Here is a 1,680-nt window from a genome sequence, read left to right on the forward strand (position 1 = left end):
GGCGGCGACGGCGAGGGCCGCCGCCCGTCGTCGTACGGCCACGGTGCCCAGCACCGCGGTGGCCACGGCGAGGGCCGCGGTCGCCGCCCACCAGCCGCCGGTCGCGGGCGGTGGCGGCCACACCGTCTCGCCGCGCACCGTGACCAGCTGCCCGCCGACCTGCAGCGGAACGGACCAGGTCACCGGGCCGGGACCCGACGTGACCACCCGGGCGTCCGCCCAGTGGCCGCGTTCGCCGGGAGCCACGACAGGCTCCTCCGCGCGGGCGGAGCCCGCAGGCAGGACGTCGACGGCGAAGGCGGAGTCGTTGACCACGCCGAGCCGGGCGCCGCCCTCGACCACACCCACCCACAGGCCGGGGACGGGCGGGTCGAGCGCGAGCACCCGCGGCAGGAACGGCTCGGACTCGAGGCCACCGCTGTGGGCGACCGCGGTCCCCCCGGACGCGACGAGCAGGAGCAGGGTCGTGCCGACGAGCAGCAGCAGGCGTCTCACGGACAGGTCAGTTCGAGGCGACCTCGGCCGCGCGGGACCGGCGCGACCGGCCGTCGACGAGCGCGCCGAACAGCAGGCCCACCACGGTCCAGAGGACCAGGTGCAGGCCGAGGGTGGCGAGCCGGAAGTCGTAGAGGACGACGGCGGGGAAGTCCGCGGGGGTCTCGGCGACCGTGGGCAGCAGGGCCCCGATCACACCGATCACCACGACGTAGCCGACCCCGGCCAGGATGACCCCGTTCCAGCTGCCGAGCCGGGCCACGAGCTTCCGTCCGACGACCACCGCGGCGACCGCGACGAGCACGGACAGCACCACCATCAGCACGAACGTCCCGGTGCGCGTCCCGATCGTGCCGTCCTCGCTGGAGGCCGGTGGGTTCGACGGGTACTTGAGGAACGGCACCAGCACCACCACGACGAACCCGACGAGCGCGAGCACCGCCGCCGTGGCCCGGGCCGAGGCCTGCGCGACCCGCCCGTACACCCCCGCGAAGACGAGCGCGAAGATGCCGCCCACGGCCACGCCGTAGATCAGCAGCGCGACGAGCAGCCCGACGGTGCTCTGCACCCCGCGGCTGACCAGCGGTTCCTCGCCCGCCTCACCCGCGGCGGCCGAGATCACGTCCTCGTAGGCGATGCCGCCGTCGAGTGCGGGCTCGCCCACGAGGTAGGCGAACACCCACGCGAGGACGGCGGCGGCCAGGCCCGCGAGCATGCCGCGGACCAGAAGCGTCCTGACCACGTCCGGGACCTAGTGGCAGGGGAAGCCGAGCAGGTGCCGGCCGTCGTGCACGAACTCGTGCAGCATCGAGCCGGAGAACACCGAGGTGGCGCCCTGGTCCATGCCCACCAGGTACAGCAGTGCCAGGAGGATCACCCCCGCGAACACCGCCCACGGGACGAGCTCCCGCAACGGGACGACCGGGACCGCCACGGACGGGCGGGCGGGCAGTGCGGCACCCTGCGCCATGTTTCCTCCGAGCTACACATGTGAACGAATGCTCAGATGAGGATTCGGCATCGCCACGCGGGTGTCAAGGCCGGCGCACGTGACGAACCCCGGTTCCCGACCCCCGGTGCTCAGCCCACGAACGCGCCGTCGACGAGCCGCGGCACCGACCGGCTCGAGTCGAGCTCGGCCGCCACCTCGACGTCGGCCGCGAACCCGATGTCGACCAGCTCGCG

3 protein-coding genes are annotated in these 1,680 nt (G+C 74.0%); all 3 read right to left on the reverse strand.

Annotation, left to right across the window (positions count from 1 at the left end):
- Positions 1-495 (reverse strand): hypothetical protein (locus H5J29_RS31700; RefSeq protein ID WP_220188186.1); only part of this gene is annotated, 495 nt, incomplete at its 3' end.
- A gap of 7 nt (positions 496-502) precedes the next feature.
- The gene (locus H5J29_RS31705; RefSeq protein WP_181784604.1) at positions 503-1,237 is read right to left on the reverse strand and encodes a CbtA family protein; all 735 of its coding nucleotides are present in this window, start codon (positions 1,235-1,237) and stop codon (positions 503-505) included.
- A 9-nt stretch (positions 1,238-1,246) separates the two neighbouring features.
- Positions 1,247-1,465: a CbtB domain-containing protein gene (locus tag H5J29_RS31710; protein ID WP_181784605.1), complete on the reverse strand. Its 219-nt coding sequence runs from the start codon at positions 1,463-1,465 to the stop codon at positions 1,247-1,249.
- Positions 1,466-1,680 lie beyond the last annotated feature (215 nt).

The sequence above is a fragment of the Pseudonocardia pini genome (assembly GCF_013870575.1).
Classification (GTDB): domain Bacteria; phylum Actinomycetota; class Actinomycetes; order Mycobacteriales; family Pseudonocardiaceae; genus Pseudonocardia; species Pseudonocardia pini.

Bases quoted from the DNA above. Each gene is read 5' to 3' on its own strand.
- H5J29_RS31710 (WP_181784605.1), bottom strand. From the start codon at position 1,465: ATGGCGCAGGGTGCCGCACTGCCCGCCCGCCCGTCCGTGGCGGTCCCG.